We start from the raw sequence: 23,530 nt of genomic DNA on the forward strand, positions 1-23,530 counted from the left end.
CCCGCAACTGGCTCCGGATCGAATATGCGGGTGACGCGTTTCGCCCGCGCAACGGTCGAGGGGTGTGTTCTGTATGCTCAAGGTCAAACTGCGCCAGGGTGTCGTCCTGGCGGGATTGTTCACGCTGGCTGCCTGTGGCGGCGCAGGGTCTGGAAGCGGCAACGGATCGGCGGCCGTCGAGGCGACGCCTGCGGTGGCGGCCAAGGTCAGCGGCTATACCGAGGCGTATAACGCGCTGATCGACACATTCGGCCTGCCGCGGACAGCCGACGAATATAAGGGCGAGAAGATCGCCACCCGCTCGGCCAGCGACAATATCACGATCAGCCAGGGCTGGATCGAGGCCGCGGAGGGCAAGCTCAAGACGGCGCGGGCGCTCCCGGGCGCGTTGGGCGAACTCGATGCCAAGGCCGAGGCGCTCGACAATGCGCTGCTTAAGGTGCTGGCGCGGCTCGGACCGCTCTACGGCTATTACAACACCAAGGCCTATCGTCAGGACGGCCTCAAGCGCGGCAAGGCCGAGGACGCGGCGATGACCGCCGAGTTCGATGCGGCGCTGAAGGCGATGGAGGATTTCAACGACGCGCTGGTTCAGCAGCGTCGTGCCGGTGTGGATGCCGAACTGGCGAGGTTCAAGGCTGCCGGCGACATGGTCGGCTACAACAACAAGCAAGCGATGCAGCAGGCCGAGGACCTGGTGATGCTGTTCAACAAGCCAGAGGACCTGAAGGACCCGGCGGTGTTCGCCAAGGCGGATGCGATCGTCGGGCCGCTCGAGAAGCTGCTGACCGATCAGCAAAAGGCGATTGCGGAGGCCAAGCCCAAGGCGACCGAGCCGCTCCGGAAGAGTCAGCTAGGCGTGTACGGCCTGGTCAGCGACATGCTGGGCACGATGATCGGCCAGTATCGCCAGCTAAAGCAGTCCCATTCGGGCAACGACATGAAGTCGATGGTCGACAGCTATAACAACGCTGTCGGCATGGCCAACGACATCAATTGAAGCCGTAAGGCACCACGCTCCGCCGGTCGGGATCGATCGCGATCGCCGAGCCGGCGGGCGGGAAGGCGCGCTGGTCGCAATCGGTGCGCGGGCAGATGCGGCAGCTCGCGCCGATCGGGGTGGCTGCGCCGCCCGGCTTGAGATCGTCGGCATAGACGAAGTCGGCCGCGTGCATCTCCTCGCATCCGAGCGTCACCGCATAGCGGCGCGGCGGACGGGCGTAGCTGCCCGAGGGCTTCACCAGTCCCTTGGCCATCGAGACATAGCGCGTGCCGTCGGGCATCTCGGCATGCTGGACGAGGATGCGGTCGGGGATCGCCACTGCCTCGTGGACCATCCACAGCGGGCAGGCGCCGCCGAAGCGGGCGAATTGCAGGCGGGTGGCCGAGTGGCGCTTGGTGATGTTGCCGGCCATGTCGACGCGGCAGAAGAAGAAGGGCAGGCCCTGCATGCCGGGTCGCTGGAGCGTCGAGAGGCGGTGACAGGCCTGCTCGAAGCTCACCCCGAAGCGCTGGCGCAACCGGTCGATGTCGTGGCGGACGTCGCGCGCCGTGTCCTTGAACGCGGCATAGGGCATCAGCAGCGCGCCGGCGGCATAGTTGGCGAGGCCGATGCTGAGCAACTCGCGCGAGGCGGGGGAGGCGAGGCCCGAGCCCTCGACCACTTCGCGCATCTCATTCTCGAATTCGTAGCGCACCAGCCGGTGGGCGAGCAGGAAGGCGCGGCTCTCGGGCGGGAGCGCGCTGTTGACCGCGAGGGTGCGGTCGCGCGGATCGAAGCGGCTGAGCTGGCCGCCGTCGCCATCCTCGTTGATCACCTTCACGCCGTGCCAGCGCAGGCGATCCTCGAGGCCGCGGGTGGGCCGATCGGGATCGAGGTCGCCGGCGAGCGTTTCGGCCGACAGGTCGATCGCGTCGACATAATTGCCCTCGGCGTGAAACCAGTCGCGCACCTCTTCCCAGGGGAGCGGGGCGGCATCGGTGGTGCCGCTGTCGAAGCGGTCGTCGAGCACGCGAAGCTGCTCCTGGCTGCGGCGCCAGGCGTCGTGGAGCGCGACCATGCGGCGGGCGAGGAGGGGCTGCTGCTCGATGCCGCGGCGGACATCCGCCTCCTCGATCCGCTCGGCGGGGACGCTGGCATCGGTGGCGGCGTCGATCGTGCGGAGCAGCGCCGAGCTGTCCGCGGCGTCGCCGAACGCTTCGAGCGGGAATTCGCGGGCGAGGGCGACGAGGACGATGTCGGTAATCGGGCGGTCGTTATTCTCGATCTGCGAAAGATAGGAAACCGAGATGCCGAGGCGCGTTGCCATTGCGGCCTGGCTCAATCCGACGCGCCGCCGCAACTCGCGCAGGCGAAAGCCCTCGAAGACGCGGCGGCGGGGAGAATTGCTCATCCGTGCAGTATATCTGCAAACCCGTGGGATACAACTTTGCAACATTGCATTTGCAGGGAGGGCGTGTCCGGATGCAGAGGCGCAGCCACCAAGGGGAACCGCATGTCGTCGACGATCGAGGAACTGGAACGCCGCCGCGCCGCCGCCCGCCTGGGCGGGGGGCAGAAGCGGATCGACGCGCAGCACGCCAAGGGCAAGCTCACTGCGCGTGAGCGGGTCGAAGTGCTGCTCGACCAGGGATCGTTCGAAGAGCTCGACATGTATGTCGAACACAACTGCGTCGACTTCGGCATGCAGGACCAGATCGTCCCCGGCGACGGCGTCGTCACCGGCAGCGGCACGATCAACGGCCGGCTCGTCTTCGTGTTCAGCCAGGACTTCACGGTGTTCGGCGGCTCGCTTTCCGAGCGCCATGCACAGAAGATCTGCAAGATCATGGACATGGCGATGAAGGTCGGCGCGCCTGTGATCGGGCTGAACGACAGCGGCGGCGCGCGCATCCAGGAGGGTGTCGCGTCGCTCGGCGGCTATGCCGAGGTTTTCCAGCGGAACGTATTGGCGAGCGGCGTGGTGCCGCAGCTCTCGCTGATCATGGGACCGTGCGCCGGCGGCGCGGTCTATTCCCCAGCGATGACCGACTTCATCTTCATGGTGAAGGACTCGTCGTACATGTTCGTCACCGGCCCAGATGTAGTGAAGACCGTTACCAACGAGATCGTCACGCAGGAGGAACTGGGCGGCGCTGTGACGCATACCACGAAGTCGGGGGTCGCTGACGTGGCCTTCGATAACGATATCGAGGCGCTGCTCGCGGCCCGCGACTTCGTGGACTTCCTTCCCGCCTCGAACCGCGAGGCCGTTCCGGAGCGCCCGTGTGACGACCCCTGGGATCGTCTCGAGCCGAGCCTCGACAGCCTGATCCCGCCGAACGCGAACCAGCCCTATGACATGCACGAGCTCATCAAGAAGACGCTCGACGAGGGCGAGTTCTTCGAGCTGCAGCCGAGCCACGCCGGCAACATCCTGATCGGCTTCGGGCGGATCGAGGGGCGTACGGTGGGCGTGGTCGCGAACCAGCCGATGGTGCTGGCCGGGTGCCTCGATATCAACTCGTCGAAGAAGGCGGCGCGGTTCGTGCGCTTCTGCGATGCGTTCGACATTCCGATCGTCACCTTTGTCGACGTGCCGGGCTTCCTGCCGGGCGTCGGCCAGGAGCATTCGGGCATCATCAAGCACGGTGCGAAATTGCTCTACGCCTATGCCGAGGCGACGGTGCCCAAGATCACCGTGATCACGCGCAAGGCCTATGGCGGCGCCTATGACGTGATGGCCTCCAAGCATCTGCGCGGCGACCTCAACTATGCCTGGCCGACCGCCGAGATCGCCGTGATGGGCGCCAAGGGCGCGGTGGAGATCATCTTCCGCGGCAAGACGCCCGATGAGATCGCAGAGCGTACGGCCGAATATGAGGCGCGCTTCGCCAATCCGTTCGTGGCGGCGAGCAAGGGGTTCGTCGACGAAGTGATCATGCCGCATTCCACGCGGCGGCGGATCGCGCTGGGGCTCAGGAAGCTGCGGAACAAGCAGCTCGAGAACCCGTGGAAGAAGCATGACAATATTCCTCTTTAAAACCGTCGCAATGCTCGCCCTTGCGGCCGGGCAGCAGGACTTCACGCCGCCGGTGCCGCGCAGCGAGCTCGAGCAATTGGTCTTGTCCGCGAAGGATGACCGAAACATCGTTGTCGCGAACTGGCTGAAGGCGCACGCGTCCGATCCGGCATCGGTTCGTCGCGCGCTGGCATCGATCGGCTTCCAGCGCGAGGCGCCGCTTCAGGCGGGGTGCGAATCCTATTCGCATGGGCGCATCGTCGATAGAAACGGCCTGGAATTGCGTGCAAGGATCGAGCTTTGTCCCGGCAAGGAGCCGTTCGTGATGCTGCTCAGGGGCTTTTTCTCGAACATGCAGGCGCCGGATGCGAACGCACCGACGGTGTCGATACCTTTGCCGGATCCGCCCGCACCTCCGGCACCTTCCGCCCCACCCAAATGAGCATTCACGCATGAAACTCGGCCGCCTCAACCATGTCGGCGTCGCGACGCCTTCGATCGAAGCGTCGATCGCCTTTTACCGCGACGTGATGGGCGCGCAGGTGATCCACGAGCCGTTCGACCTGCCGGCGCAGGGCGTGAAGGTCTGCTTCGTCGATACGCCGAACAGCCAGATCGAGCTGATCGAGCCGCTGGGCGAGAGCTCGCCGATCCATGGCTTCCTCGCCAAGAACCCGGCGGGCGGGCAGCATCACCTCTGCTACGAAGTGCCTGACATCCATGCGGCCAAGACCTGGTTCGAGGCGAAGGGCGCCAAGGTGCTGGGCGAGCCGCGCATCGGGGCACATGGCACGCCGATCTTCTTCGTCCACCCCAAGGACATGGGCGGCGTGCTGACCGAGATCATGGAGACGCCCAATGACCATTAAGGGCGTGGCGAGCACGGACGACTGGAAGGCGCTCGCCGACAAAGAGGTCAAGGGCAAGGACCTGACCTGGCACACGCCCGAGGGCATTGCGGTCAAGCCGCTTTACACCGCCGAGGATGTCGCCGGGATCGATCCCGGCCTGCCGGGCTTCGCGCCGTTCACGCGCGGGGTGCGCGCATCGATGTATGCCGGGCGGCCCTGGACGATCCGGCAGTACGCTGGCTTCTCGACGGCCGAGGCGTCCAACGCCTTTTACCGCCGCAACCTCGCGGCCGGGCAGAAGGGGCTGAGCGTCGCCTTCGATCTCGCCACGCACCGCGGCTACGACAGCGACCATCCGCGCGTCACCGGCGATGTCGGCAAGGCGGGCGTGGCGATCGACAGCGTCGAGGACATGAAGATCCTGTTCGACGGTATTCCGCTCGATCAGATGAGCGTTTCGATGACGATGAACGGCGCGGTGATCCCGATCCTCGCCTTCTTCATCGTGGCGGGCGAGGAGCAGGGCGTCGACAAGAGCCTGCTCGACGGGACCATCCAGAACGACATCCTCAAGGAGTTCATGGTCCGCAACACCTATATCTACCCGCCTGAGCCGAGCATGCGGATCATCTCGGACATTTTTGCATATACGTCCGCCAACATGCCGAAATTCAACAGCATTTCCATTTCCGGCTATCATATGCAGGAAGCCGGGGCGACGCAGGTGCAGGAGCTTGCCTTCACCATCGCCGACGGCATGGAATATGTGAAATACGGCGTCGCCTCGGGCCTCGATATCGACAAGTTCGCAGGGCGTCTGAGCTTCTTCTTCGCAATCGGTATGAACTTCTTCATGGAAGTCGCTAAATTGCGGGCCGCTCGTGTGCTGTGGCACCGGGTGATGACCAGGCTCGAGGCGAAGGATGAGCGCAGCAAGATGCTGCGTACCCATTGCCAGACCAGCGGCGTGTCGCTCACCGAGCAGGACCCGTACAACAACGTCATCCGCACGACGATCGAGGCGATGGCGGCGATGCTGGGCGGCACGCAGAGCCTGCACACCAACGCGCTCGATGAAGCGATCGCGTTGCCGACCGATTTTTCCGCCCGGATCGCGCGCAACACCCAGATCGTCATCCAGGAAGAGACCGGGATGACCAAGGTCGTCGATCCGCTGGGCGGCTCCTATTATATCGAGAGCCTGACCCAGGAGCTGGTCGACAAGGCCTGGGAGATCATCGAGCGGGTCGAGGCCGAGGGCGGCATGGCCAAGGCGGTGGCGGCAGGCTGGCCCAAGGCGATGATCGAGGAAGCGGCGGCGGCGACTGCGGCGCGGATCGATCGCGGCGAGCAGGTGATCGTCGGCGTCAACAAATACCGCAAGGCGGACGAGGACCCGATCGACATCCTCGATGTCGACAACCACGCCGTGCGCGAGGCGCAGATCGCGCGGATCAAGCGGGTGAAGGCGTCGCGCGACGAAGCGGCCTGCCAGGCGGCGCTTGAGGCATTGCGGGCGGGAGCGGAAGGCACCGACAACCTCCTCGCGCTCGCCGTGGACGCCGCCCGCGCCCGCGCGACGCTCGGCGAGATCAGTTCGGCGATGGAGGCCGGCTTCGGCCGCTACGCCACCAAGCCGACGCCAGTGCAGGGCGTCTATGGCGGCGCCTATCAGGACGACGCCGTCTGGGAGCGGCTCAAGGAGGGCGTCACCGCCACCGAGCGCCGCCTCGGCCGCAAGCCGCGGATGCTCGTCGCCAAGATGGGGCAGGACGGGCATGACCGCGGCGCCAACCTCGTCTCCTCGGCGTTCGGCGACCTCGGCTTCGACGTGGTGCCGGGTCCGCTGTTCCAGACTCCGCACGAAGCCGCCGTGCTGGCGATCGAGAGCGATGTCGACGTCGTCGGCGCCTCGAGCCTCGCCGCGGGCCACAAGACCTTGATCCCCGAGCTGATCCGCGAGCTACAGGACGCCGGCCGGGCCGACATCAAGGTGATTGCGGGCGGGGTGATCCCGGCGCAGGACTATGAGTTCCTGCGTGAGGCGGGCGTGCAGGCGATCTTCGGGCCGGGCACCAACCTTGTCAAAGCCGCCGAAGAAGTGCTGAGGCTGCTGGGGCACAATATGCCCCCTGTGGAGGAAGCCGCCGAATGATGTTTTTCGCGCTGTCACTGCTCGCTTTGGCGCCGCCGCAGGACGCGGCCATCGCCGATCCCGTATCCGCCGCCGATGCGGTTGCCTTGTTCAAGCGCGTATGCGCCGATCCGTTCCCGGATCCCGCCCGGTTCAAGGCGGCAGTCGAAGCCCCCGATCTGGGCCTGCGCATCGTGACCAAGCCGCCCGAGGCAATGGGCCAGCCCGGCGATCGGTGGAACGGGCGAAATGCGCAATTTTCCTACACTTCTGCGGACTGGTTGCCGCGCGACCTGCCGTCGCCGCAATGTTCGATGCGGGTGAGGCTGGCCAGTGTCCCCGATCATGCCGGCATCGCCGCAGCCACCGCCGAAGGGCTCGGGCTTCCCGCCGGCAAGACCTCGGGGAAACGCCGCCAGACGACGCAGTGGGACGTCGGCAACGCGCGCTATTTCCTCAACACCGCAACGCTGCCGGACGGCACCTATGAAATGAGCCTGATGCTCCTCAATCTGCGAGACAAAAAGTGACCGTGCGTACCGACTGGACCCGCGAAGAAATCGCCGCGCTGTTCGATCTGCCCTTCACCGAACTCGTGTTCCAGGCGCAGACGGTCCACCGCCAGCACCACGCTGCCAACGAGGTGCAGCTCTCGACTTTGCTCTCGATCAAGACCGGCGGTTGCCCCGAGGATTGCGGCTATTGCAGCCAGTCGGTCTCGGCGGAGACCGGGCTCAAGGCGACCAAGCTGATGGACGTGCGCCAGGTGCTCCAGGCCGCGGCGCAGGCCAAGGATCATGGCTCGTCGCGCTTCTGCATGGGGGCCGCCTGGCGCAACCCCAAGGACCGCGACATGCCCGCCATCGTCGAGATGGTGCAGGGCGTCCGCGCGATGGGGATGGAGACCTGCATGACGCTGGGCATGCTCAGCGAGAAGCAGGCGGGGATGCTCGCCGATGCCGGGCTCGACTATTACAACCACAATATCGACACTTCGCCCGAACGTTACGCCGAGGTGATCACCACGCGCAGCTTCGAGGACCGCCTCGATACGCTGGAGCATGTCCGCGAGGCGGGGATCAACGTGTGCTGCGGCGGCATCGTCGGCATGGGAGAGACCCGGCCGGACCGTGTCGGCTTCATCCATGCGCTCGCGACCTTGCCGGTGCATCCGGGCAGCGTGCCCGTCAATGCGCTGGTGCCGATCAAGGGCACGGTGCTCGGCAACATGCTGGCCGACACGCCGCTGGCGCAGATCGACGACATCGAGTTCGTCCGCACGATCGCGGTGGCGCGGATCACGATGCCGGAGAGCATGGTGCGCCTGAGCGCTGGGCGCGAGAGCATGAGCGACGCCACCCAGGCTTTGTGCTTCCTGGCGGGCGCCAACTCGATCTTCACCGGCGACAAGTTGCTCACCGCGGGCAATGCCGGCGACGACAAGGATGCGGCGCTGTTCGCGCGGCTGGGCGTCAAGCCGATGCAGGCCGAAGTGAAGGTGGAGCTGGAGGCAGCGGAGTGAAGCTTGGCCGCGCACTTCTGGTGGTGATCGGCCTGGCCGTCGCGTGGGCGGTGCTCACCGTGGCGATATGGTTCGCGACCGGCTTTGGCAGCACGGCTTTCTTCGCGCGGATGGATCACCCGGTCCACCTTTGGTTCAGTACGTTCACGATGGTCCTGGGATGGGTGAGCCTTGGCTCGTACCTGCTCGTCACCGGCCTCATTCTTCGGAAGATGCTACGCTGATGTTCAAGAAGATCCTGGTCGCCAATCGCGGCGAGATCGCGTGCCGCGTGATGCGCACCGCCAAGAAGATGGGGATCGCCACGGTGGCGGTCTATTCCGACGCCGATGCGCGCGCACCGCATGTGCTGATGGCGGACGAGGCGGTGCGGCTTGGGCCGGCGCCGGCGGCGGAATCCTATCTCAAGGCCGAGCTGATCCTGCTCGCCGCGAAGGAAACCGGGGCGGATTGTATCCACCCAGGCTATGGCTTCCTCTCCGAGCGCGAGAGCTTTGCCAAAGCCTGCGCCGAGGCGGGGATCGCCTTTGTCGGGCCGCCGCCGAACGCCATCGCGGCGATGGGCGACAAGATCGAGTCGAAGAAGCTCGCCAAGGCGGCGGGCGTGAATGTCGTGCCCGGGTTCGTCGGGGTGATCGACGATACCGAGCACGCCGTGCGTATCTCGAACGAGATCGGCTATCCGGTGATGATGAAGGCCTCGGCCGGCGGCGGCGGCAAGGGCATGCGGCTGGCGTGGAGCGAGCAGGACGTGCGCGAAGGCTTTGAGGCGACCAAGCGCGAAGGCCTGGCGAGCTTCGGCGACGACCGCGTGTTCATCGAGAAGTTCATCGAGTCGCCCCGCCATATCGAGATCCAGGTGCTGGGCGACCAGCATGGCAACATCCTCTATCTGGGCGAGCGCGAATGCTCGATCCAGCGGCGCCACCAGAAGGTGGTCGAGGAGGCGCCGTCGCCCTTCGTCTCGCCTGAGATGCGCAAGGCGATGGGCGAGCAGGCCGTCGCGCTGGCGCAGGCGGTGGGCTATTTCAGTGCCGGCACGGTCGAGTTGATCGTCTCGGGCGCCGACAAGACCGGCGCGGGCTTCTACTTCCTCGAGATGAACACCCGGCTCCAGGTCGAGCATCCGGTGACCGAGGCAGTGACCGGCATCGACCTGGTCGAGCAGATGATCCGCGTCGCCTGCGGCGAGAAACTGGCCTTCACACAGGACGACATCAAGCTCACCGGCTGGGCGATCGAGAACCGCGTCTACGCCGAGGACCCCTATCGCGGCTTCCTGCCTTCGACCGGGCGGCTGGTGCGCTATCGCCCGCCGGCGAGCGAGGAAACGCCCTATGGCGCGCCCGGCACGCGCGGCGACCATGGCTATGTCCGCGTCGATGACGGCGTGGTCGAGGGCGGCGAAGTCTCGATGTTCTACGACCCGATGATCGCCAAGCTGGTGACCTGGGGCGAGACGCGCGACGAGGCTGCGGATTTGCAGGTCGATGCGCTCGACCGGTTCCGGATCGACGGGATCGGCCACAATGTGGATTTCCTCTCGGCGCTGATGCAGCATCCGCGTTTCCGCTCGGGCGAGATCACCACCGGCTTCATCGCCGAGGAATATCCGGAAGGGTTTCACGGAGCGCCGGCTTCGGCCGAACTGAAACGCAAGCTGGCAGCGCTGGCGGCGGTGATCGACCTCGAGCGCGCCGAACGCGCCGCCGCTACCTCGGGCCAGCTCAATGGGCCGGTCGCGATTGGCGAGGCGCGCGTGGTGCTGATCGACGGCGAGCGGTTCGAAGTCCTTGTGGACGAGGACGTCACGGTTGATGGCGAGCCGATCGAGATCGATGGCGAATGGCAGGCGGACAATCTGATCCTCAGCGCTGTCATAGATGGCGCGCCTCTCAGTGTCGGAGTCGCGCGCAAGGGCGCGGCGTGGAAGCTGACCGCGCACGGCGCGACGCATCTGGTCGAGGTCTATCCGCCGCACATCGCGCGATTCCGGCACCACATGATCGAGAAGGTCCCGCCCGACATGAGCAGGTTCCTGCTCGCGCCGATGCCGGGCCTGCTCACCCAGCTCCACGTGGCGCCCGGCGACAAGGTCGAGGCGGGGCAGCCGCTCGCGGTGGTCGAGGCGATGAAGATGGAGAACATCCTGCGCGCCGAGCGGGCCGGGGTGGTGAAGGCGGCAAACTTCGGCCCCGGCGAGAGCCTGGCGGTGGACGCGGCGATCCTCGAGTTCGAATGAGGCGGCGAAGCGGGCAGGGCGCTTGACGGTGGGGGCGGCAGATGATGGAAACAGCCGCGTGAACGACAGTCAGCAGATCCCGCCCGACCTTCCCCCGCAGACCCAGGCCGAGGCCAATGCCGAGGCGCGCGCCGCCGAATCCGCAGCGATCCGGCGCCGGTGGATCACGCTGGGCGAAGTGCTGGCGGTGATCGCCGTCGTCATCTCGGGCCTCACGCTGTGGAACAGTTGGAGCGAGCGTAGCGACAGCAAGGCAGTGGAGAGCGCGGACGCGCAGCGGGCTTCGGCGCGCGCCGCGACTTTGGTCCTCGTCGCAGCCGATGCCGGGAAGCACAGCCTGCGGTTGAAGCCATCCTCGGCCGAACAATCGGTCCAGAGCCAGACGCTGCTCTTCCCCACCGCGCTGGGCGTGGCATCCGCGCAGACCACCGGCGAGCCGCGGATCGAAGGGGACTGGTTCGAGCGCGGGCTCGAAAAGGCGCGCGAGGCGGCGAAGCTGCCCGACAATAGCCGCGGGGATGAGCGCCTGCCTGTGGCCATCGTCACGCGCTTCCTGGTCGATGGCGAGGCGCATGAGGACGTCGCGCTCTACGACATCGGCTACACGATCTCGGGCCGGCTGCTCAGCGGGCACAGCGTGGCGCTGCGCGGGATTTCGTTTGTGTCGCGGGTGAAGAAGAGTGCGGCGCAGGCAAAGCTCGATGCGCGCTGGAAGGAACTGTTTCCTTCGAAGTGATGCTGTTCCTGGAAAGCTGCTGGTGACGGCTTTGCCGGTCACCGCGGGTGAAACCGCGCCCCGCGCGATTTCATCTCCGCTGGTGACCCCTACGAGAATCGAACTCGTGTTTTCGCCGTGAGAGGGCGACGTCCTGACCGCTAGACGAAGGGGCCGTGCAGCGGAAGCGGGCAATTACGGGCAGTGCCTCTGCCCGTCAAGCGCTTCCGGAAGGTGTGAGCAATTTTGTTGTTCTTACCCCGCGACCGGCAGCCGCAGCGCGCCGTTCGGCTCGTAATGGACCTCGCTATACGCCGTCACCGCATCGAGCGGCAGCGGGGCATAGAGGTGCGGAAAGAGCTGGCCGCCGCGCGAGGGCTCCCAGCGCACCGCGTCGGCCATTGCCTCCAGATCGACCGCAGCAAGCCACAGGCCGGTCTGGCCGGCGAAATGCTTGTCCAGCGTCTCCACCAGCTGCTGGGCGGTGGAGAGGTGGATATAGCCGTCCTGCAGGTCGATCGGCGCGCCCGCGAACACGCCTTCATGCTCCAGCGCGTGCATCTGCTCCGCGGTCAGGATCTTGTAGGCAGTGTTCGGGGTCTCGCTCATTCGCCGCCTTCCGGCCCGCTGGCGAGGTCTTCGCCGGTATTGCCGTCCGGGGTGGCTTCGCCGGCGACCGGGCCGTCGCCCAGATTGGCTTCGGCTTCGTCGTCGCTCTCCTCGATCCGCGCGGCCGAGACGACATGCTCGTCCTTGGCGACGCGGAAGAGGATCACGCCCTGGGTGTTGCGCCCGGTGACGCGGACCGAGCCGACTGTGGTGCGGATCAGCTTGGCCTGGTCGGTGACGAGCATCAGCTGCTCGCCATTATGCGCCGGGAAGCTCGCCACCACCGGGCCGTTGCGGTCCGAGCTGACGATGTTGGTGATGCCCTGGCCGCCGCGATTGGTGCGGCGATACTCGTAAGCCGAGGTGCGCTTGCCATAGCCATTGGCGGTGACAGTGAGGACGAACTCTTCCGCTGCCTCGAACTCGGCCATGCGCTCGGGCGACAGCGTGATCTCGCGCTCGCCTTCCTTCCAGGGGGCGGCCTTGAGGTAATCCTCGCGCTCCTGCGGCGTGGCGTCGAAGCCGCGCAGCACGGACATCGAGATCACCTCGTCGCCCTCGGCAAGGCGCGCACCGCGCACGCCGGTCGAATCGCGGCTCTGGAACTCGCGCACATCGGTGCCGGCAAAGCGGATCGCCTTGCCCTGCTTGGTGGCGAGCAGGATGTCGTCCTCTTCAGTGAGCAGCGACACGCCGATCAGGCGATCCTCGCTACCTTCCTCGAACTTCATCGCGATCTTGCCCGAGGTGCGGATATTGGCGAACGCATCCATCGAGTTGCGGCGCACCGAGCCCTTGGCGGTGGCGAACATGACGTGGAGCGCGCCCCACTCATTCTCGTCCTCGGGCAGCGGCAGCACGGTCGAGATCGTCTCGCCCGCCGCCAGCGGCAGCAGGTTGATCATCGGGCGACCGCGCGTGGCCGGCCCGCCCTCGGGCAGGCGCCAGACCTTCATGCGGTAGACCTTGCCCTCGGTGGAGAAGAACAGCACCGGGGTGTGGGTCGAAGTGACGAAGAGGTGCGTCACCGCGTCCTCATCCTTCGTCGCCATGCCGGCGCGGCCCTTGCCGCCCTTGGCCTGCGCGCGGAAGGTCTCGAGCGGGGTGCGCTTGATATAGCCTTCCATCGTCACCGTGACGACCATGTCCTCGCGCTCGATCAGGTCCTCGTCGTCGATCCCGTCGGCGGCGGCGGCGATCTCGGTGCGGCGCGGCGTGGCGTAGAGATCGCGGACCTGGGTCAGCTCCTCGACCATCACTTCATAGAGGCGCGCGCGATTGCCGAGGATCTCGAGCAATTCGGTGATCGTCTCGGCCAGCTTGGCCAACTCCTCGCCGATCTCGTCGCGGCCGAGCGCGGTCAGGCGGTGCAGGCGCAGGTCGAGGATCGCGCGGACCTGCGTGTCCGACAGGCGATAGCTGTCGCCGCTTACTTCGGTGTCGATCGCTTCGACCAGGCGGATGTACGGCGCGATCTCGGCGATCGGCCAGTCGCGCGTCAGCAGCCGGTCGCGGGCGACCGCGGGGCTGGGCGACGAGCGGATGATCTTCACCACTTCGTCGAGATTGGTGACGGCGATCACCAGGCCGAGCAAGATGTGCGCGCGCTCACGTGCCTTGGCGAGCTCGAACTTCGAGCGCCGCGTGATCACTTCCTCGCGGAACTTGACGAACGCCTCGATAATGTCGCGCAGGTTGAGCAGTTCAGGGCGGCCACCGCGGATCGCGAGCATATTGGCCGGGAAGCTCGATTGCGCCGGGGTGTTGCGCCAGACCTGGTTGAGCACGACTTCCGGAGTGGCATCGCGCTTCAGGTCGATGACGATGCGGACGCCCTCGCGCGACGATTCGTCGCGGATATCGCTGACGCCTTCGATCCGCTTGTCCTTGGCTGCCTCGGCGATCTTCTCGACCAGCGCGTTCTTGCCCTGCTGGTAGGGAATTTCGGTCAGCACGATCGAGCGGCGCTCGCCACGCTGCTCGAAGGTGTGACGGCAGCGGACCAGGATCGAACCGCGTCCGGTCTGATAGGCCGAGCGGCAGCCCGAGCGGCCGAGGATGATCGCGCCGGTCGGAAAATCCGGACCGGGGACGATCTCCATCAGCTCTTCGACGCTGATCCCGCCATTCGAGATATAGGCCAGGCAGGCGTCGATCACTTCGCCGAGATTGTGCGGCGGGATGTTGGTCGCCATGCCGACCGCGATGCCGCCGGCACCGTTGACCAGCAGATTGGGGAAGCGGGCGGGCAGGACCGCGGGCTCGCTCTCAGACCCGTCATAGTTCGGGACGAAATCGACGGTGTCCTTGTCGATGTCCTCGATCAGATAGGTCGCGACCTTGGCGAGGCGCGCTTCGGTGTAGCGCATCGCGGCCGGCATGTCGGGATCCATCGATCCGAAATTGCCCTGACCGTCGATCAGCGGCACGCGCATCGACCAGTCCTGCGCCATGCGCGCCATGGCCATGTAGATCGAGCTGTCGCCGTGCGGATGGTATTTACCCATCACGTCACCGACGAGGCGGGCGGACTTGCGGTAAGGCCGGTTGGCGAGATAGCCGCCTTCCTGCGCCGCGTGGAGAATGCGGCGGTGGACGGGCTTGAGACCGTCGCGAACGTCCGGGAGCGCGCGCGCCACGATCACGCTCATCGCGTAATCGAGGTAGCTCGTCTTCATCTCGTCGACGATCGAGATCGGCGTAATGTCGGAGGGGTCGTCGGCGAGGATGGTCTCGTCGGTCAAAGGATCACGCTTTCGGGTTCTTGAGTGTGACCTACGGCTCTAGCCGGGCCGACGCATCCTGCCAACCCCGCCCGCGCGCACGCGCGTACGCGAGGGAAAGCTGGGGATAAGTCGGTTTCAGGCCGGAAGCTGCTTGCAACTCAGATAGATCGTCTCGGCATTGCCACGATCCGGCAGGGAGCGAATGGCATCGAGCAACGCTCCGACGGGAAGTCCCTTGGAATCGATCGCCGCATCGAAGCGATCGCTGAACCGCGCCATGAGCGGCTCGATCGATTTCAGCGTCGCCGGGTTAGGCAGTTGCGCGGCGGCGCCCGCCTGCAGCGTGATTGCTGCAAAGCAGAGGATATCGCGATCGGCGGGATCCGACGGCAAGGGCGCCGGCGCGGTGGCGCGAGCAAGCGGGAAGCGCTTGTCGCAGGCGATCGCGATAGCACTGCTGTTTCGCGTGGCGGCGGGTATCAGCGAGGAGGCCTGGTTCAATACCTTGGAAGCGCTTGCGAGCAGGACATCGTTGCCGGCGCCCTCTGCGCGCGCAGCGGCGAGGCCGAGATAGCCGATTTGCGAGGCGGTGCGGAGTGGATTGACGCCCCGGCGCTTCGCATCGACCGTGAACGCAGCAGCACATCGGCGCGCGGCCTTGCCGATATCGGCGTCGATTTGGGCAGATTGGCCGAGCAGTGCGAGCGACAGGATGAACATCGGGGCCCCCTCTGTATTGCGCCATCAGCGTAACGGCGCGTGAAGGAAGAGGGAAGGTGGCCGATGGCGGGGGGGAGGAGGACACCTCGCCACCGGCACTTGGGAAGGTCGCGCTGTTGCCGGCGCGTCCTTCCGTAACTCAGTGCTTGCCGCCCGCGTGGGGCAGGCGAATGACGTACTGGCCGTTGGGCTCGATGCCGGCGGAGTCGTCCTCCACCTCGCCGCCCACCAGCTTGCCCAGGTTGGCGAGCGCGCCGACCATGCCGAAGCCGCTGCTGAACGGGCGGCCGCGCGGGTCGCGGCGCGGGGCGGGGCGGGCGTTACGCGGATCGCGGCGGCGCGGCGGCGGCGCCATGCGCGCCATGCGGTCGGCGACCGAGGCGGCATCGCTGGTGCGGCCGAACTCGCGCCAGACGACCTGGAAGCCCTCGGGCACTTCGCTCCACTCGCCGTCCTGCGGGCGGACGAGGTCGCAGCCGCAATGGTGGCAGACCGCGAAATCGAGGCCCTGATTGTGGTGGTGACGGGTGCCGGCGGTGTGGCCCATCATGTTGCAGCGGATGCTCATCTCAATGCACTCCAGTCGTCTTGGTGCCGCGCGTGCGGAGCCGGAATTCGGCCAGGGCGCGGAAATGCTCGTCGTCGCTTTCGAGCGCGAGCGCGGGGTTCCAGATTTCAAAGCTGTCGCCGGTGCCGACGAACAGCGCGAGGTCGTCGATGCGGCCAAGATGGCGCATCGCGGCCGGGATGCGCAGGCCCTTGCCCTCGCGCTTCATCCGCTCGGACAGGCCGAAGGTGCTGCGCATCCGGTGATAATGGCCACGGGCTTCCTCGCCGCGGTCTTCCTCGGCCAGGCGGCGGCGCTCGGCGCGCTCGGCAAGCGTGGAGAGATGACCGGTGCCATAGCCAATCAGGCAGCTATCGGCCTGGTGCTTGGCGACGACGATCTCGGGGCTGGTTTCGGGGGCGAGTGCGTCTTCGAGAAAGGCCGGTATCGCGACGTTGCCGTCCGCATCGACTTCGCAAAGCTCACTGCCATGGTAAAGATTGGTCATGGGCATCGACTCGTCAGAAAAGGGGGTTCTTTTGCTGGTAAGTCATTGAAACCTTACCGGGTTTCCGTGCTTGCCTTATAGCTGCCATAATAACGCCCAATTCTGATCCTGCGATGAACCGTTATGTTCCATCGACGAAACGTTTACTGCCATTAACCATCATCTGGGGCATCGAGCGCGCCGGCACCATTCAGGAGAGCACCCGTCCGAGTCCGTGCGTAGGGACAAATCCTGAGCCCAAACGCTTGAAAATTGTGGACAACGCTCCCCACGGGTGGCGCTACGGAGAGCGGCTCCCTACACTTGCCCCATGCATTCCGGCTTCGTTCCGCTTCGGGTCTTCTCGTCCTTCACGCTGCTGGAGGGCGCGATCGAGCCGAAGGCGATCGCCAAGCGCGCCAAGGAGCTGGGTTTTCCGGCTGTCGCGCTGGCGGATCGCAACGGCCTCTATGCCGCGATGAGCTTCGGCGACGCGTGCATCAAGGCAGGCATCCAGCCGATCATCGGCACGTTGCTTGCGGTGAAGCGGCCCGACATGCCCGACGGCGTGACCGCGCCGATCGACTGGCTGGCGCTCTATGCGCAGGACGAAGCGGGCTATCTCAACCTGTGCGACCTGGTTTCGATGGCCCATCTCGATCGCCCGATCGAGGAGGATGCGCATGTGCCGTTCGAAGCGCTGGAAGGGCGTACCGACGGATTGCTCTGCCTGACCGCCGGACGCGAGGGCGCGCTGGCGCGGCTCTATGCCGATCAGCAGGATAGTGCCGCCGATTCCTACGCGCGCCGGCTGGAGTCGCTGTTCCCCGAACGGCTGTACATCGAGATCGTCCGCCGGCTCGACGAGACCGAGGGCAAGGCCGAAGCCCGTTTGCTCGATCTCGCCTATGACCGGGGTCTGCCGCTGGTCGCGACCAACCCCAGTTGCTTCGCCGAACCGACCTTCCACGAGGCGCATGACGCCATGCTGTGCATGGCCAGCAGCTCGTACGTCGCCTCGGATGATCGCCCGCGTTCCTCGCCCGATGCGTGGATGAAGCCGGCGAACGAGATGAAGAGCCTGTTCGCCGATCTGCCCGAGGGCATCGCCAACACGCTCGTCGTCGCCCAGCGCTGCGCCTATGCCGCGCCCAAGCGCAAGCCGATCCTGCCCAGCCTCGCCGGCGACCGCGAGGGCGAGGCGAAGATGCTGCGCGAGCTGAGCTGGCAGGGCCTCGACGCGCGGCTCGAAAAGGCCGGGATCACCGGGGCGGAAGCGCGCAAGCCTTATGAGGATCGGCTCGAGTTCGAGCTCGACGTCATCATCCAGATGGGCTTCCCCGGTTACTTCCTGATCGTTGCCGACTTCATCCAATGGGCGAAGGCGCACGACATCCCTGTGGGTCCGGGCCGCGGCTCGGGCGCGGGCTCGGTGGTCGCCTGGGTGCTGACCATCACCGATCTCGATCCGCTGAAGCTCGGCCTGCTCTTCGAGCGCTTCCTCAACCCGGAACGCGTCTCGATGCCCGACTTCGACATCGACTTCTGCGAAACCCGGCGCGGCGAAGTGATCCGCTATGTGCAGCAGAAATACGGCGCAGATCACGTCGCACAGATCATCACCTTCGGTACGATGAAGGCACGCGCGGTGGTCAAAAGCGTCGGCCGCGTGCTGCAGATGAGCTATGGCCAGATCGACCGCCTCGCCAAGCAAATCCCGAACCACCCCACCGATCCCTGGACGCTCGAGCGCACGCTGAACGGCGTCAGCGAGTTCCTCGCCGAATATAACACGCACAAGGACATCAAGTACCTCGTCGACCTGTCGATGCGGCTCGAGGGGCTTCCCAGCCATAGCTCGACGCACGCCGCCGGCGTGGTGATCGGCGATCGTCCACTCGCCCAGCTCGTCCCGCTCTACCGCGATCCGCGTTCGGACATGCCGGTCACTCAGTTCGACATGAAATATGTCGAGGGCGCCGGGCTGGTGAAGTTCGACTTTCTCGGACTGAAGACGCTGTCGGTGCTGAAGAAGGCGGTCGAGCTGCTGTCGGACCGCGGTATCGACGTCGATCTCGACACGCTCGAATGGGACGACACCGAAGTCTATGATCTGCTCCAGCGCGGCGACACGGTGGGCGTGTTCCAGCTCGAATCGGAGGGCATGCGGCGCACGCTGACTGCGGTGCGTCCCACGAACTTCGGCGACATCATCGCGCTCGTCTCGCTCTATCGCCCGGGCCCGATGGACAACATCCCGAGCTTCGGCCACCGCAAGGGCGGGCGCGAGGAGATCGTCTATCCGCACGATTTGCTCGAGCCGATCCTGAACGAGACCTATGGGATCTTCGTCTATCAGGAGCAGGTGATGCAGGCCGCCCAGATCCTGGCGGGCTACAGCCTCGGCGGCGCCGACATGCTCCGCCGCGCGATGGGCAAGAAGATCAAGGCGGAGATGGACGCCCAGCGCGAGACCTTCGTGAAGGGCTGCGCCGAGCACAACAAGATCCCGGCGGGCAAGGCCAATGAGCTGTTCGACCTGATCGACAAGTTCGCCGGCTATGGCTTCAACAAGTCGCACGCCGCCGCCTATGCGCTGCTCGCCTACCAGACGGCGTGGCTGAAGGCGCATTACCCGCACGAATTCTTCGCCGCCTCGATGGCGTACGACATCCACCAGACCGACAAGCTGGCGATCTTCGCGGACGACATGAAGCGCCTCGGCGTGAAGTGCCTGGGGCCTGAGATCAATTGCAGCGAGTCCGACTTCTTCGTCGAGAAGACCGAGGACGGGCTGGCGGTGCGCTATGCGCTGGGCGGGCTGAAGGGCGTGGGCGAGCGCGCGATGGAGCTGCTGGTCGAGGAGCGCGAAGAGCGCGGTTCGTTCAAGTCGCTCGACGATTTCGCGAAGCGTGTTGACCCGCGGCTGCTCAACAAGCGCCAGGTCGAGACCTTGGCCGGGGCGGGGGCGTTCGATGCGCTCGATGACAATCGCGCCGGAGTCTATGCCGCGGCCGAGACGATCCTCGCGGTCGCGCAGCGCACCTGGCAGAACAAGACCAGCGGGCAGGGAGGCCTGTTCGGCGAGTCAGAGCCGAGCGGCGGGGCGATCCAGCTGCCGCAGAGCGCGCACTGGTCGCTGGCCGACCGGATCGGCGCCGAGCGCGACGCCTTTGGCTATTATTTCTCGGCGCATCCGCTCGACCGGTTCCAGCACCTCGCCAGAAGCTTCGGCGCGCGCGACATCGCGACGCTCGGCGAGATCGATATCCCGCCCGGGGCCCGCATCGGCGCGACGATCGCGGCGCTGGTCGAGGATTGCCGCCCGCGCACCTCGGCACGCGGCAACAAGTACATGATGGCGACGATCTCGGACAAATCGGCGCAGACCATCGCGACCTGTTTCGAGGACAGCGCCGTCCCCGATCTTGAGCGCTGCGCGCGCGAAGGCGGCTGCGCGGTGCTGACCGTCGAGCTCGACAAGCGTGCGGGCGAGGATACGCCGCGCGTCTCGATCAAGCGCGTCCAGCCGTTCGAGGGGCTGGCGAATACCGCGCGGCTGGTGCTCGACGTGGCCGTGGATGACGTCCGCGCCATCCCGGTGCTGGCCGGCATCATCGGCGACCAGCGCGGCGGGCGCGGCGAGGTGCTGGTGCGCGTCGGCATCCAGGGTGGCGAGGCGGAGCTTGTGCTCGGCCGCGACTTCCGGCTCGACGGCGAGCTTCGCCAGAAGATCGAGAACATCCCCGGCATCCGCTGGGCCTCGCTCAAGAGCGCCGCGGCGAAGCTGGCCGAAGCGGCCTGACCGCCACCGCCCCGACATCCTTCCTTACACAGCCCGCCCTCGACACCTCCGCCGTTCACGTATTACGCTCTCGAAAAAGCGGTACGGAGAAGATCGATGCTGGGCGGGATGCAGGATTTCGAATTGCGCGTGACGACGTTGCTCGATCATGCGGCGCGCGAGCATTGGGCGCGCGAGATCGTCACGCGCTGGGCGGACGGCAGCGAGACGCGCACCACCTGGGCCGGCATCGCCCGCGACGCGCGGAAACTCGCCCAGGCGCTCGAGCGGCTCGGGCTCAAGAAAGGCGACCGCGTCGCCACGCTGGCGATGAACCATGGCCGCCACCTCGTCGCCTGGTACGGCGCGGCCGGGATGGGCGGGCTGATCCACACGATCAATCCGCGCCTGTTCGACGACCAGCTCGCCTTCATTGCCAACCATGCCGAGGACAAGGTGCTGTTCTACGACCGCGCCTTTGCGCCGATCGTCGAGCGGTTGAAGTCGCAGTGGAAGACGATCGAGCATTATGTTTGCTTCGACAGCGACGGACCCGACGGCTTCGAGGCACTGCTCGCCGCCGAGGACGGCAGTTATGACTGGGTGACGGGCGATGAGCGCGAGCCCTGCATGATCTGCTACACCAGCGGCACTACGGGCAATCCCAAGGGCGTGATCTACACGCATCGCTCCACCGTGATCCACGCGCTCGCCGAGATGCAGCCCGACGTGTTCGAGCTCTCCGCGCGCACCGTGGCGATGCCGATCGTGCCGATGTTCCATGCGGTCGGCTGGGGCCTGCCCTGGGCGGGTGCCGCGGCGGGGATCAAGTTCGTCTTCTCGGCGGTCAATGATCCGCTGGTGCTGTGCGACCTGATGAACCGCGAGAAGGTGACGCACACCGCCGGCGTGCCGACCGTGTGGTTCGCGATGTTCCAGCATATGGATGCGACCGGCGAGACGCCCAAATATCTCAAGGTCGTGACCATCGGCGGCTCGGCCGCCCCGCGCGCGATGATCGAGCGGCTGATGAAGATGGGCATCCGCGTCAATCACGCCTGGGGCATGACCGAGACCAGCCCGATCGGCACGATGGGCGCGCCGTCCTGGGATTGGGATGAGCTGAGCTTCGAGGCGCAGGTCGACCAGGTCACCAAACAGGGCAAGGTGCCCTACGGCGTCGAGCTGCGCGTGGTGGATGACGAAGGCGTGGTCCAGCCGCGCGACGGCAAGAGCTCGGGCCGGCTTCAGGTCCGCGGGCCGTGGATCGTGTCGCGCTATTTCAAGGCGGACGAAGCGGCGGTCGATGCCGATAACTGGTTCGACACCGGCGACGTCTCGGTGCTCCACCCCGACGGCACGATGCAGATCACCGATCGCGCCAAGGACGTGATCAAGTCGGGCGGCGAGTGGATCAGCTCGGTCGATCTCGAAAATGCCGCGGTCGGCTGCGCAGGCGTCGCCGAGGCGGCGGCGATCGGTGTCTTCCATCCCAAATGGGACGAGCGTCCGATCCTGCTGGTCGTCCGCAAGCCCGGCAGCGCCGTGACCGCCGAGGAAGTCCAGGCGCATCTGGCGAAGCATGTCGCCAAATGGTGGCTGCCCGACGAGGTCCATTTCGTCGAGAGCCTGCCGCACACCGCCACGGGCAAGCTGCTCAAGACCGCGATCCGCGAGCAATATAAGGACTTCAGGCTGGCGGCGGCCTGACCCGCCCCGCCTGCGGGTTATCCCGCCCCCTGGAAGCGGGTTCCTACCGATGGCGCGGGGGCGCTCCCCGAGGTGTACTCAGCTGCACTTTCGGGAGATCGTCATGCGCATCAGATATCGGCAGATCGCGGCCCTTTGCGGCGTGGCAGCGCTGGCCGTTGCCAGTCCGTCGCTAGCCCAGAGCAAGAAGGCGGCGGCCAAGCCGGCTAAGCCCGCCGCCGCCGCGGTGGATACGCAAATCCTCGGCGCACTCCAGCGCATGGCCAATGCGATGAAGTCGATGGACAGCTTCGAGCTGCGCGCCGACATGACCAGCGAGGACGTGCTCGACAGCGGCCAGAAGCTGCAAAGCTCGAACACGATGACCGCGCTGATCCGCCGCCCCAACCGGCTCCAGATCACGATGGACTCCGAGCGCCGCAACCGCCGCTTCTTCTATGACGGCAAGCAGCTGACCATCTACGGCCCGGCCACCGGCTATTACGCCCAGGTCGCGGCGCCGCCGACCATTCGTGCGATGCTGAACGATGTCGCGGATCGCTACGGCGTCGATACCCCGCTCGCCGATCTGATGATGTGGGGCGAGACCGCGGTGAAGACCGACCAGATCAAGAGCTCGATGTATGCCGGTGCCGATCGGATCGGCACGGAGGTGTGCGATCAATATGCCTTCCGCCAGGATGGGACCGACTGGCAGTTGTGGATCCGCCGCGCCGATCCCGCGCTGCCCTGCAAGGTAGTGATCACCAACACCGATGATCCCGCGCAGCCGCAGACGACGGCCGTGTTCACCTGGATGCCGCGCAGCTTCACCGACGCGGATTTCGCCTTCACGCCGCCGGCCGATGCCAGGCGCATCGAGATCGGCAAGACCCAGACCGCTGCCAATGGAGGTGGACAATGATCATCGTGGCACTCTTCTCGCCGCTCGCGCTGATGGCTGTCGACTTGCCGCCGACGCCTGCGATCCAGGGACGGCGCGGCGGTGGCGGTGCGAGCGCCGGCGGACGGCAGGTGCGCAACACCTCGCATTCCAACATCAGCCGCCCGCCGGCGGGTGGTGGCGGTGCGAACGTCAATCGGGGCGGCAACGTCAATCGCAACGGCAACCGCAACACGAACGTCAACCGTAACGTGAACGTGAACAACAACGTCAACGTCAACCGGAACGTCAACGTGCATGGCGGCGGCTATTATGGCGGCGGGGGCTGCTATGGTTGCGGCTGGGACGACCATGACTTCGCGCGCGGCGCCGCCGTCGGCCTTGCTACCGGCGCGGTGGTCGGTGCCGCCGTGGCGAGCAGCAACAACACGACGACGGTGGTGGTATCGCCCGGATCGGTGGTGACGACGCTGCCGTCGGGCTGCTCTGCGACAGTGGTTGGATCAACCACCTATCAGCGCTGCGGCTCGGTCTGGTATCAGCCGCAGTTCGTCGGCTCGAACGTCCAGTATATCGTGGTCGCCCAACCCTGAGGGTTC

20 protein-coding genes and 1 tRNA gene are annotated in these 23,530 nt (G+C 66.1%); 14 read left to right on the plus strand and 7 right to left on the minus strand.

Annotated features, from left to right (window positions below; genetic code table 11):
- Nucleotides 1–73 precede the first annotated feature (73 nt).
- Entirely contained in the window at nt 74–1,000 is a 927-nt protein-coding gene (locus HZY97_RS03435; RefSeq protein ID WP_180140585.1) for a DUF3829 domain-containing protein, read from the plus strand.
- Here the strand turns inward: HZY97_RS03435 and HZY97_RS03440 are convergent.
- Nucleotides 993–2,393, minus strand: coding sequence for a short-chain fatty acyl-CoA regulator family protein (locus HZY97_RS03440; RefSeq protein WP_180140587.1), 1,401 nt, complete (start codon nt 2,391–2,393; stop codon nt 993–995). The two genes, HZY97_RS03435 and HZY97_RS03440, sit on opposite strands and share 8 nt — an antisense overlap.
- A 102-nt stretch (nt 2,394–2,495) precedes the next feature.
- Between HZY97_RS03440 and HZY97_RS03445 the strand changes: the two genes are divergently transcribed.
- The 9 genes from HZY97_RS03445 to HZY97_RS03485 are packed head-to-tail and all read left to right on the plus strand — an operon-like array spanning nt 2,496 to nt 11,486.
- A complete protein-coding gene (locus HZY97_RS03445; RefSeq protein WP_180140588.1) occupies nt 2,496–4,022 on the plus strand; it encodes an acyl-CoA carboxylase subunit beta in 1,527 nt (508 codons plus the stop codon).
- Complete coding sequence (locus tag HZY97_RS03450) at nt 4,003–4,443, plus strand: hypothetical protein (protein ID WP_180140591.1); 441 nt, start codon at nt 4,003–4,005, stop codon at nt 4,441–4,443. Before HZY97_RS03445 ends, HZY97_RS03450 begins: the two co-directional genes overlap by 20 nt.
- A 10-nt stretch (nt 4,444–4,453) precedes the next feature.
- The gene (gene mce / locus HZY97_RS03455) at nt 4,454–4,870 is read left to right on the plus strand and encodes a methylmalonyl-CoA epimerase (protein WP_180140593.1); all 417 of its coding nucleotides are present in this window, start codon (nt 4,454–4,456) and stop codon (nt 4,868–4,870) included.
- The gene (gene scpA / locus HZY97_RS03460; protein WP_180140595.1) at nt 4,860–7,007 is read left to right on the plus strand and encodes a methylmalonyl-CoA mutase; all 2,148 of its coding nucleotides are present in this window, start codon (nt 4,860–4,862) and stop codon (nt 7,005–7,007) included. The genes mce and scpA overlap by 11 nt, the downstream gene beginning before the upstream one ends.
- Complete coding sequence (locus tag HZY97_RS03465) at nt 7,004–7,516, plus strand: hypothetical protein (protein ID WP_180140597.1); 513 nt, start codon at nt 7,004–7,006, stop codon at nt 7,514–7,516. The genes scpA and HZY97_RS03465 overlap by 4 nt, the downstream gene beginning before the upstream one ends.
- Nucleotides 7,513–8,508: a biotin synthase BioB gene (gene bioB, locus HZY97_RS03470; protein WP_180140599.1), complete on the plus strand. Its 996-nt coding sequence runs from the start codon at nt 7,513–7,515 to the stop codon at nt 8,506–8,508. Before HZY97_RS03465 ends, bioB begins: the two co-directional genes overlap by 4 nt.
- Nucleotides 8,505–8,732, plus strand: a complete 228-nt coding sequence (locus tag HZY97_RS03475; protein WP_180140601.1) for a hypothetical protein — start codon at nt 8,505–8,507, stop codon at nt 8,730–8,732. The genes bioB and HZY97_RS03475 overlap by 4 nt, the downstream gene beginning before the upstream one ends.
- Nucleotides 8,732–10,750, plus strand: coding sequence for an acetyl/propionyl/methylcrotonyl-CoA carboxylase subunit alpha (locus HZY97_RS03480; protein WP_180140603.1), 2,019 nt, complete (start codon nt 8,732–8,734; stop codon nt 10,748–10,750). The genes HZY97_RS03475 and HZY97_RS03480 overlap by 1 nt, the downstream gene beginning before the upstream one ends.
- Nucleotides 10,751–10,808: 58 nt before the next feature.
- Nucleotides 10,809–11,486 (plus strand): hypothetical protein, encoded by a 678-nt coding sequence (locus HZY97_RS03485; protein WP_373684281.1) that lies wholly within the window; start codon nt 10,809–10,811, stop codon nt 11,484–11,486.
- Between the two features lie 80 nt (nt 11,487–11,566).
- Here HZY97_RS03485 and HZY97_RS03490 read toward each other — a convergent pair.
- From HZY97_RS03490 to HZY97_RS03515, 6 genes are all read right to left on the minus strand, one after another.
- A tRNA-Glu gene (locus HZY97_RS03490) sits at nt 11,567–11,641 on the minus strand.
- A 79-nt stretch (nt 11,642–11,720) separates the two neighbouring features.
- A complete protein-coding gene (locus HZY97_RS03495; RefSeq protein ID WP_180140605.1) occupies nt 11,721–12,074 on the minus strand; it encodes a DUF952 domain-containing protein in 354 nt (117 codons plus the stop codon).
- On the minus strand, nt 12,071–14,818 hold the full coding sequence (gyrA, locus tag HZY97_RS03500; RefSeq protein ID WP_180140608.1) for a DNA gyrase subunit A: 2,748 nt from the start codon (nt 14,816–14,818) through the stop codon (nt 12,071–12,073). Before gyrA ends, HZY97_RS03495 begins: the two co-directional genes overlap by 4 nt.
- Nucleotides 14,819–14,935: 117 nt before the next feature.
- Nucleotides 14,936–15,520: a hypothetical protein gene (locus HZY97_RS03505; RefSeq protein WP_180140610.1), complete on the minus strand. Its 585-nt coding sequence runs from the start codon at nt 15,518–15,520 to the stop codon at nt 14,936–14,938.
- Nucleotides 15,521–15,659: 139 nt separating this feature from the next.
- Nucleotides 15,660–16,088, minus strand: a complete 429-nt coding sequence (locus HZY97_RS03510; protein ID WP_180140612.1) for a hypothetical protein — start codon at nt 16,086–16,088, stop codon at nt 15,660–15,662.
- Between the two features lies 1 nt (nt 16,089).
- Nucleotides 16,090–16,575, minus strand: a complete 486-nt coding sequence (locus tag HZY97_RS03515; RefSeq protein WP_180140614.1) for a hypothetical protein — start codon at nt 16,573–16,575, stop codon at nt 16,090–16,092.
- Nucleotides 16,576–16,885: 310 nt separating this feature from the next.
- Between HZY97_RS03515 and dnaE the strand changes: the two genes are divergently transcribed.
- From dnaE to HZY97_RS03535, 4 genes are all read left to right on the plus strand, one after another.
- Complete coding sequence (gene dnaE / locus HZY97_RS03520) at nt 16,886–20,359, plus strand: DNA polymerase III subunit alpha (protein WP_180140616.1); 3,474 nt, start codon at nt 16,886–16,888, stop codon at nt 20,357–20,359.
- A gap of 96 nt (nt 20,360–20,455) precedes the next feature.
- Entirely contained in the window at nt 20,456–22,048 is a 1,593-nt protein-coding gene (locus HZY97_RS03525; protein ID WP_180140618.1) for a long-chain fatty acid--CoA ligase, read from the plus strand.
- 103 nt (nt 22,049–22,151) lie between these two features.
- On the plus strand, nt 22,152–22,952 hold the full coding sequence (locus tag HZY97_RS03530; protein WP_180140620.1) for a DUF2092 domain-containing protein: 801 nt from the start codon (nt 22,152–22,154) through the stop codon (nt 22,950–22,952).
- Nucleotides 22,949–23,524 carry a hypothetical protein gene (locus tag HZY97_RS03535; RefSeq protein WP_180140622.1) on the plus strand — a complete coding sequence of 192 codons (576 nt, stop codon included), beginning with the start codon at nt 22,949–22,951 and terminating at the stop codon, nt 23,522–23,524. The genes HZY97_RS03530 and HZY97_RS03535 overlap by 4 nt, the downstream gene beginning before the upstream one ends.
- The last annotated feature ends 6 nt before the right edge of the window (nt 23,525–23,530 follow it).

It is taken from the genome of Sphingomonas sp. R-74633 (assembly GCF_013416555.1).
Taxonomy (GTDB): domain Bacteria; phylum Pseudomonadota; class Alphaproteobacteria; order Sphingomonadales; family Sphingomonadaceae; genus Sphingomonas.

Bases quoted from the DNA above. Each gene is read 5' to 3' on its own strand.
- HZY97_RS03435 (WP_180140585.1), top strand. From the start codon at position 74: ATGCTCAAGGTCAAACTGCGCCAGGGTGTCGTCCTGGCGGGATTGTTC.
- HZY97_RS03440 (WP_180140587.1), bottom strand. From the start codon at position 2,393: ATGAGCAATTCTCCCCGCCGCCGCGTCTTCGAGGGCTTTCGCCTGCGC.
- HZY97_RS03445 (WP_180140588.1), top strand. From the start codon at position 2,496: ATGTCGTCGACGATCGAGGAACTGGAACGCCGCCGCGCCGCCGCCCGC.
- HZY97_RS03450 (WP_180140591.1), top strand. From the start codon at position 4,003: ATGACAATATTCCTCTTTAAAACCGTCGCAATGCTCGCCCTTGCGGCC.
- mce (WP_180140593.1), top strand. From the start codon at position 4,454: ATGAAACTCGGCCGCCTCAACCATGTCGGCGTCGCGACGCCTTCGATC.
- scpA (WP_180140595.1), top strand. From the start codon at position 4,860: ATGACCATTAAGGGCGTGGCGAGCACGGACGACTGGAAGGCGCTCGCC.
- HZY97_RS03465 (WP_180140597.1), top strand. From the start codon at position 7,004: ATGATGTTTTTCGCGCTGTCACTGCTCGCTTTGGCGCCGCCGCAGGAC.
- HZY97_RS03480 (WP_180140603.1), top strand. From the start codon at position 8,732: ATGTTCAAGAAGATCCTGGTCGCCAATCGCGGCGAGATCGCGTGCCGC.
- HZY97_RS03495 (WP_180140605.1), bottom strand. From the start codon at position 12,074: ATGAGCGAGACCCCGAACACTGCCTACAAGATCCTGACCGCGGAGCAG.
- HZY97_RS03505 (WP_180140610.1), bottom strand. From the start codon at position 15,520: ATGTTCATCCTGTCGCTCGCACTGCTCGGCCAATCTGCCCAAATCGAC.
- HZY97_RS03510 (WP_180140612.1), bottom strand. From the start codon at position 16,088: ATGAGCATCCGCTGCAACATGATGGGCCACACCGCCGGCACCCGTCAC.
- HZY97_RS03515 (WP_180140614.1), bottom strand. From the start codon at position 16,575: ATGACCAATCTTTACCATGGCAGTGAGCTTTGCGAAGTCGATGCGGAC.
- dnaE (WP_180140616.1), top strand. From the start codon at position 16,886: ATGCATTCCGGCTTCGTTCCGCTTCGGGTCTTCTCGTCCTTCACGCTG.
- HZY97_RS03525 (WP_180140618.1), top strand. From the start codon at position 20,456: ATGCTGGGCGGGATGCAGGATTTCGAATTGCGCGTGACGACGTTGCTC.
- HZY97_RS03530 (WP_180140620.1), top strand. From the start codon at position 22,152: ATGCGCATCAGATATCGGCAGATCGCGGCCCTTTGCGGCGTGGCAGCG.
- HZY97_RS03535 (WP_180140622.1), top strand. From the start codon at position 22,949: ATGATCATCGTGGCACTCTTCTCGCCGCTCGCGCTGATGGCTGTCGAC.